Below are 7,442 nucleotides of genomic sequence, written 5' to 3'. Positions count from 1 at the left end.
AAGGCACATCCCCTCAAAAAAATGAGGGGATGTGCCTTTTTATTCAGAAGGACTTTTTCAGTGGCCTCCCTAGGTGCCGGCCTTCTTTTACGTACGGAATCTGGACAGTGTCTCTTTAAGACCGTTTGATACGCTCTCCAGCTTGTCGGAAAGTCTAACAAGTCCTTCGCTAATACTTGTCTGTTCATTGCTCAAGGATGCAACTTCCTCTGAAGTTGCGGATGATTCCTCTGCAACCGCACTTACGTTGCTCATCGCTTCAGACAATACAACCTGCGAACGCTCAAGTCCAGAAATTGAGTTCGTAACTGTACTGAGTCGTCCGACAAAATCACCCATTTGACTTTGCACCGTCAAGAAGATCTGGTTAGCTTCTTTTACGGAAGAGATTTGCTCTTGGAAGATCGGATAAGCATTGGACAGAACATTAACGGTTTCATCGATTTCTTTTTGAATAGTATCCGTAATTTGACCAACTACATCAATGGATTGACGGGATTGATCGGCTAATTTACGTATTTCATCCGCAACAACCATAAACCCTTTACCTGCAGCTCCGGCACGTGCTGCTTCAATCGTTGCATTCAGGGATAAAATATTCGTTTGCTTCGTCATGTTGTTCAGTACATCGAGAATTTTACGGATGGAGCGCGTGCTCTCTTTTAAGCGATCAACCTTCTCAACCATAGAACGAGTCATTTCTTCAGTTAGGCCTGTTTTTTCAATCAGACTGTTCATGTACGCAGTTCCCTGCAAACTTGCACGTTCAACTTCGGAAGCTGCATCACCCATCTCTTGATTCGCTGACATGACTTGCTGCATCTGATGTCCGATCTCAGAAGTCAAATCGCTGCCTTTATCCGCTTCGACAGCCAGACTGGAAGCGCCACTTGCGATCTCTTCCGTAGCTACAGCAATTTCTTTAGCGGATATAGCCGTTTTCTTCGATGCTTCGGATAATTCGCCGGCAGTGTTCAACACATCTTGCGCGGATTGATTCGTCTGAGTAACAAGGGCTGTAATCTGGGCCATCATTTGGTTAAAGCTTTGCGATAATTGACCGATTTCGTCCTTCTTGTTCACTGACGATCTTACAGACAGATTACCTTGTTGTCCTTCATTCATCAGGTTACGCAGACTGATTAACGGTATCGCAACCATACGGATAACCAGAAGACCAATACCAATAGCCAGCAATGCAGCGATTGCGGAGAAGATCCATGTTATATTTCGAATCGGCGCCGCATCTTTCACCAATTCATTAACAGGCACTGTTCCGAGCAGCTTCCAGTTCATGGAGTTAAATTGACTGTACATAGCCAAAATTTGATTGCCGTCTTTTTTCTCGGTTTCAAATGAATCCTTCTTCGGTGCCTTTTTATCCGCCGACAGCTTGATGAACGAATCCTTGTCCGTCATATCCGGAGTAGTCGAAAAGATAATTTTGTTTTTGTCATCAACGATGGACAAATCGCTGCCCGTGCCCAGATTAAGATCTGACAGTTGTTTGCCGATTTCCTTCAAATTCACTTCGATGAGGATGATAAAGTTCCCTTCATTCGTGGCAGTGTTTTTCATAACACGCCCCAAAGCAACTGTTGCCTCTGCTGCATTTCCGCTGTAACCTTTTGTTTTTGAAGGCAGCCATGCAACACGTCCTTCCCCGCTAACAATCGTTTTCATCCAATCGCTCTTTTGGGCGTCTAGTGTGTAAATGGAGGTAACACCCACAGATACACTGTTATCACTTCCGCTGATCGGGATAACAGCTGCGCCAACGATGCTTGAATTTCCAAGTATGTACGTTTGAATTGTGTCGCTTAGCTTCTTAAGCGTATCGAATTTTCCGTAATCATCTGTTATTTGTTGATACTTTTGAAGATTTTCTTGAACATTCTTATCCAGTAATATTTGCATAGTAAGCGCTTCGTAATTAGCAAACATCAAATCAAGTTTACCCTGAGATTGCGAAATCGCAACCGTATCCGACTGTGATACCTTTTCCTTGATGATTGACTTTGAAGTTGAATACGAGAATAAACCTACGACAAGCACACAGACCAAAATGGCCGAGAAAATGATGAGAAAAAGTTTCAATCCGACAGATTTTATCGGGTTTTGAAATTTTACACCTCCTATCGTATTCACTGATGAGGAGTATAAAGATTTTACATTTTTTGAATTTTGTCCGGATGCTGCTTTCATTTTTTCTTCCGTCTTCTTGTTGGAGTTCATTTTAAGACACCACCTGTTTTGAAGTTGATTTCTCTTGCGGCTAGTTAGTGCGCGGGTACGTGTCAATTCGTTTATACTGTAGAATAGTTAGATGTAACGCTGCAGCCGCTCTACCCTACATCATCCCTTGCCCCCATAACTTTCTTCACAAAACATTTATGTACATCATCCTATATATCGGTAAAAGAATTCAGTTTTGTTAGGTAAGCGGGTAATGAACATAAAAAAACTTCCTAATCGACGAATCAATCAGGAAGCTCTAGGAGTCATTGCTTATTTGTGATTTATCTATTTGAGACGAACCCATTTACGCATCATATCCATCGGTTTAACGGGGAAATCCGTCTTGATTACGATGTGCTGTAAAGGATGACGAGCCGCATCTAGGGTATTGCCTTCCAAATCAGTGAGTTCTCCTACAACTTGCTTAAAGAACGTTCCATCCGGACCAAAGAACTCCACTTCTTGGCCGGGCTTGAAATGGTTCCGCTGCTGAACGACAGCTTGCTGAGTCGACTCATCGTAAGAAATAACAACACCGGCAAAATCAAACGGCGCCGCCTTTTCCTCCGGCTCATAAATATGATCTTCAGCTCCTGGTGTATCGTAAAAGAAGCCGGTATTCAACGGACGATTCGCTGCTTTTTGAATATCATCCAGCCACTCTTGCTTGAGTACATAGTTATCCGGGTCTGCCATATACGAGTCTATGGCTTGCCGATAAGCATTGACAACCGTAGCTACATAATGGAGACTCTTCATGCGTCCTTCAATCTTGAAGGAGTCCACGCCCACTTCAATCAAATCAGGAATATTCTCAAGCATGCACAAATCCTTGGATCCCATCGTAAACTTATCGTCCTCAGGATTAAACATCGGCGCATCTTCCTCAAAAATATCGTATTTCCAGCGGCAGGACTGTGAGCAGCCGCCGCGATTGGAATCACGATCTGTAAAATGATTGGATAACACGCAGCGCCCTGAGAATGAGGAGCACATCGCGCCATGAATAAACGCTTCGATTTCGATATCGACATGAGCTTTAATTTCGGCAATTTCCTCGAGACTCGCTTCACGTGCAAGAACCACGCGAGGAATTTGCTCTTCTTTCCAGAACTGAACCGCCTGCCAATTCAATGTCGACTGCTGTGTGCTCAGATGCACTTCCAGCTTCGGCGCAACACGCTGCGCCGTCTCAATAATAACAGGATCAGCAGCGATAATGGCCGCAATGCCGGCATCCTGCAGATTAACCAGATATTCCTCTAGACCTGCAATATCTTCATTATGAGCATAGATATTAGTCGCAACAAATACTTTTGCACCATAACGCTTGGCAAATTCCACGCCTTCCTTCATTTCCTCAAAGCTGAAGTTATCCGCGTTGGAGCGCAGCCCGTATTTCTGACCGCCAATATATACTGCATCTGCACCATAATGGACAGCAAATTTTAATTTCTCCAAATTCCCTGCTGGCGCAAGTAATTCCGGCTTATCAAGCCGATGACGTTTACCCGTAAACTTCGGAGAAGTTTTCGTAGTCATGATGATCCACCTCCAGTAAAACCGATTAATCGAAATAAACCCGTTATCTTAATAAACCTGTTCCTTATAAAAGAATCCATACGAAAGCTCCCTCGCCGGATCCTGCAGAGCAACGATTGATTCGAGCCATTCTTCTTGAAAAGCATACCCGTCTGGATCTGCATAATAAGCATCAATGGCAGCTCGATATGCACGAATAACTGTCTCATTGTATACAATCGATTTTAGCAGTGTTTCGATCTTAAAGCTATGGATACCTGCTTCCATTAACTCATGCAAATTCTCAAGCATACACACATCATCAGAGCTCATAATATGCGTTCCGTTCGCATCCTCATAGATCGGATAACGCTCATCCGGACGTTCCGTTTCAATTAAATAAAGGCCATCATCAAGCTTTCCTTTTGAAAGATTCTCTGAGGCACCTTCATTCTTGACCGGTCTGCGTTCGGATTTCTCATGATGATCCAAGTAGTTATGCACGAGCGGTCTCTTGGAGTGATATATATTCGTCAAGCCATGGACCTGCACTTGAAGCTCCAGCGACGTATGATTCCTTGCTTCAAGAACCTGCTCCATATTCAATTCACGCGCAAGAACAAATCTTGTCGCACCCCGGCGTCCCCAATAGTTCGCCGTTTCGTAGTTTGTCGAGGTCATCTCGGCGTTCCAATGCATGCTTAGCTCAGGCGCAATGCGTTTTACGGTCATTAGAACCGCTGGATCACCGAATACAATTCCATTCACACCCGCATCCGTTATAGCCCGGATATAGTAAGGAAGTAATTCAACCGTATCGTTATCCATTACATTATTCAATGCAGCGTAGATTTTCACTCCATGGGGCTTAGCAAGCTTGACTGCTTGGGCGATCTGCTTGGTATCCATATCTCCAGGCAGACGCATGCCAAAACGCGCTTCCCCAATTACGAATGCATCCGCACCCGCTGCCATTAAACGTTCGATTTCTTCTATTGTAGCTGCACTGGCAAGTAACTCCGGCTTGATTGCCACCGCTCTCGCCTCCTTAATTTTCATTACTTAAGTCGATATTGCGATTATGCTCTTTCAATGTTTTGGCAAACAAATGCTTATGACTGCCATCCTTCTTGGTTACGTAGTAGAAATAATCGGTTTTTTGTGGAAATAAAGCAGCCTCAATCGATTTGAGACTCGGTGATGCTATCGGTCCAGGCGGGAGTCCCTTAATTTTGTAAGTGTTGTAAGGGCTGTCCACCTTCAAATCATTCTCGAATAGGCGCTCCTTCGGTTTATCCAGTGAGTACTGCACCGTTGCGTCAATTTGCAAGGGCATCCCCTTTTCCAGCCGATTATAGATAATCCCTGCAACAACCGGACGCTCTTCATCGACAACAACTTCGCGTTCTACAAGCGAGGCAATCGTCATGACGGCATTCAAATCCAGTTTACGCTCTGCCATGGCATCCTCCCAGCCCTCGGGGAGAGTGTCCAGTTTATGGTCAAGCTCTTGAAGCATTCTAGTCAGAATGTCCTCAGGCTTACTGTTCTCCTCCATTTCATAGGTATCCGGGAATAAATAGCCTTCCAATCGATGACGAAGCGCAGCATTCTTCGGTATTTGACGTGCAGATTCCACATCATTCCATACCCGGTCTGTATCCGCAAGCTTCAAGAAAGACGCTTTGTCTGCATATCCCTCTTTAGCAAGCTTGTCCGCAATCTGCTCAACCGTATACCCTTCCGGGATGGTGAACCGAATAGTTTCCGATTTCAGCGTCTCCCCGGCATTCAGCTTGGCGATAATCGCGTCCTTTTCCATACCCGGCTGAAGGTCGTAAACACCTGCCTGAAAACGAGGTCCTTCATTTTTATAACGAAGGTAATATTTGAAAATAAAGGCATTTCGGATGATCCCCTGATTCTCAAGCTCCTCAGCAAAATTAAACGGGGACATGCCTTTCTTCAGTTCGACCTGTTTCGTCTCCCCCGAAGATGTCGGACGTAATCCGTTCCAAATATAGAGGGATAGGCTTCCTGCTGCAACTACAAAAAGTACAAGCAGGGTTATGATCACCCATAAAGTAATACGGCCGCGCCTCGGCGCAGCAGGTTGAGCTTTATATGCCGGTTTATCATCAGTTGACTGGTGTTCAGACTGTTCCAAACAACGCATCCTCCATTTCTAAGTTAGCGCGGAAAAAGGGCGGTCTGCACCGCCCCTTCCGTTCCCATATACGTTTCATAAGTCTAGATCAGCCTATGCAGCTCAATTATGCTGCCGTCTTAAGGTTGATCGTCGCCTTCAAACATCAGATCATCGAACGCTTCAGCAGCAGCTTCCCATTCATCTTCATCTTCAATGGATTCAAGCTCCGGTTCAGCATTCTCAACCAATAGTACACGAAAGAAAGCAACTTCATCCTGTTTGCGCATAGCCTCAGACTGCAACCCTGCGTATGCTTGGTCACCAATCCGATACTCCGCAACAATATGGAAGGGTTCTGACTCTCCTTCATCCCCGATTAGCTCGACCTCATGGCCGTAAACGGGCTTCAATATGGAAATGCGCTCAACTTCTGACATGTAATGAATACTCCTCTCGCTGAGTAGCGGTTTGCTTAGTCGTTGTCGTCGATTTCGGCAAGGAGAGTATTGAATGTCTCTTCAACCATATTCCACTCTTCTTCATCTTCAATCGTGTACAACTTCAAATCATCGCCGTCTTCCTCATAACGGAAAGCGTAGACTTCATCTGCTTCCTCGTCCTCTTCTTCATCGGAGGAATCGGTATTCAGCGGAACGACCATCATATATTTCTGATCGGAGCCGTCTACTTCAAACTTCATGACAACCTCGAATTCTTCTTCATTACCGTCTTCATCCGGAATGTAGATGATTTCTGGCTCTTCGTACTGCACGTCGTCCTTTGTCATCGTTACCCTCACCTTTTCGTTTTAGAATCGAGATAATTTTGCAAAATGAGCGCTGCCGCCATTTTGTCCACCACTAACTTTCGCTTCTTACGGCTAACGTCAGCCTCAAGCAGGGTTCGCTCTGCAGCAACGGTCGTTAGCCGTTCGTCCCAAAGGTGTACGGGTACATTTAGTTTTTGCTGTAAATGTTGAGCGAATGCGATGCAAATTTCGCCACGCGGACCGATGGTGCCATTCATGTTTTTAGGTAAACCGACTACAATTTCACTCACTTCATGTTCCTTAACCAGCTTCTCAATCGCTTCAACCTCGCCGTTATCGCGTCTTTTCTCCACGATTCCAAGCCCTTGCGCGGTCCAGCCAAATGCGTCGCTGACGGCTACACCGATTCTTCGGTCGCCATAATCCAATCCCATAAGACGCATGAATAAGGCGGCCTCATTTCATCAAAGGTTTAGTTGCGGTGCTGACTTAAATAGGAGCGTACGAGTTCTTCAATCAGCTCGTCTCGTTCCTTTCTGCGGATTAAACTTCTGGCGTTGTTATGCCGTGGAATGTATGCGGGATCTCCTGACAATAAATAACCAACAATCTGGTTGATAGGGTTGTAATCCTTCTCGAGCAGCGCATCGTATACCGATAACATTATTTCTCTCGAAGAAGCCTCTACTCCTTCCGCCTTCACGTCGAATTTCATTGTCTTATCCATGGAATTCATCGCCAGCACCTCACTTTCCAAGTCAATTA

The 7,442-nt window shown here is 45.1% G+C and carries 8 protein-coding genes; all 8 read right to left on the bottom strand.

Annotated features, from left to right (window positions below; all coding sequences use genetic code 11):
• Nucleotides 1-87 precede the first annotated feature (87 nt).
• The 8 genes from ACFPYJ_RS13655 to ACFPYJ_RS13620 all read right to left on the bottom strand — a co-directional run bounded on the left by ACFPYJ_RS13655 (nucleotide 88) and on the right by ACFPYJ_RS13620 (nucleotide 7,413).
• A complete protein-coding gene (locus ACFPYJ_RS13655; protein WP_379188702.1) occupies nucleotides 88-2,235 on the bottom strand; it encodes a methyl-accepting chemotaxis protein in 2,148 nt (715 codons plus the stop codon).
• A gap of 288 nt (nucleotides 2,236-2,523) precedes the next feature.
• Complete coding sequence (locus ACFPYJ_RS13650; protein ID WP_379188701.1) at nucleotides 2,524-3,780, bottom strand: peptidase U32 family protein; 1,257 nt, start codon at nucleotides 3,778-3,780, stop codon at nucleotides 2,524-2,526.
• A 48-nt stretch (nucleotides 3,781-3,828) separates the two neighbouring features.
• Nucleotides 3,829-4,794 carry a peptidase U32 family protein gene (locus ACFPYJ_RS13645; protein WP_379188700.1) on the bottom strand — a complete coding sequence of 322 codons (966 nt, stop codon included), beginning with the start codon at nucleotides 4,792-4,794 and terminating at the stop codon, nucleotides 3,829-3,831.
• 13 nt (nucleotides 4,795-4,807) lie between these two features.
• Nucleotides 4,808-5,926, bottom strand: a complete 1,119-nt coding sequence (mltG, locus tag ACFPYJ_RS13640) for an endolytic transglycosylase MltG (protein ID WP_379188699.1) — start codon at nucleotides 5,924-5,926, stop codon at nucleotides 4,808-4,810.
• A gap of 119 nt (nucleotides 5,927-6,045) precedes the next feature.
• The gene (locus ACFPYJ_RS13635; RefSeq protein ID WP_379188698.1) at nucleotides 6,046-6,345 is read right to left on the bottom strand and encodes a DUF1292 domain-containing protein; all 300 of its coding nucleotides are present in this window, start codon (nucleotides 6,343-6,345) and stop codon (nucleotides 6,046-6,048) included.
• A 35-nt stretch (nucleotides 6,346-6,380) separates the two neighbouring features.
• Nucleotides 6,381-6,695, bottom strand: coding sequence for a DUF1292 domain-containing protein (locus ACFPYJ_RS13630; RefSeq protein ID WP_379188697.1), 315 nt, complete (start codon nucleotides 6,693-6,695; stop codon nucleotides 6,381-6,383).
• A gap of 8 nt (nucleotides 6,696-6,703) precedes the next feature.
• Entirely contained in the window at nucleotides 6,704-7,120 is a 417-nt protein-coding gene (gene ruvX, locus ACFPYJ_RS13625; RefSeq protein ID WP_379188696.1) for a Holliday junction resolvase RuvX, read from the bottom strand.
• A 29-nt stretch (nucleotides 7,121-7,149) separates the two neighbouring features.
• Nucleotides 7,150-7,413 (bottom strand): IreB family regulatory phosphoprotein, encoded by a 264-nt coding sequence (locus tag ACFPYJ_RS13620; RefSeq protein ID WP_379188695.1) that lies wholly within the window; start codon nucleotides 7,411-7,413, stop codon nucleotides 7,150-7,152.
• Nucleotides 7,414-7,442 lie beyond the last annotated feature (29 nt).

The sequence above is a fragment of the Paenibacillus solisilvae genome (genome assembly GCF_042656405.1).
GTDB classification, from domain to species: Bacteria; Bacillota; Bacilli; order Paenibacillales; family Paenibacillaceae; genus Paenibacillus_Z; species Paenibacillus_Z solisilvae.
The sequence above is the reverse complement of the archived record's forward strand: the minus strand, read 5'-3'. Positions and strand labels throughout refer to the sequence as shown.

What these genes read in the sequence shown, in the direction of transcription:
- ACFPYJ_RS13630 (WP_379188697.1), bottom strand. Translation starts at nt 6,695, where the DNA reads ATGACAAAGGACGACGTGCAGTACGAAGAGCCAGAAATCATCTACATT.
- ACFPYJ_RS13655 (WP_379188702.1), bottom strand. Translation starts at nt 2,235, where the DNA reads ATGAACTCCAACAAGAAGACGGAAGAAAAAATGAAAGCAGCATCCGGA.
- ruvX (WP_379188696.1), bottom strand. Translation starts at nt 7,120, where the DNA reads ATGCGTCTTATGGGATTGGATTATGGCGACCGAAGAATCGGTGTAGCC.
- ACFPYJ_RS13635 (WP_379188698.1), bottom strand. Translation starts at nt 6,345, where the DNA reads ATGTCAGAAGTTGAGCGCATTTCCATATTGAAGCCCGTTTACGGCCAT.
- ACFPYJ_RS13620 (WP_379188695.1), bottom strand. Translation starts at nt 7,413, where the DNA reads ATGAATTCCATGGATAAGACAATGAAATTCGACGTGAAGGCGGAAGGA.
- ACFPYJ_RS13650 (WP_379188701.1), bottom strand. Translation starts at nt 3,780, where the DNA reads ATGACTACGAAAACTTCTCCGAAGTTTACGGGTAAACGTCATCGGCTT.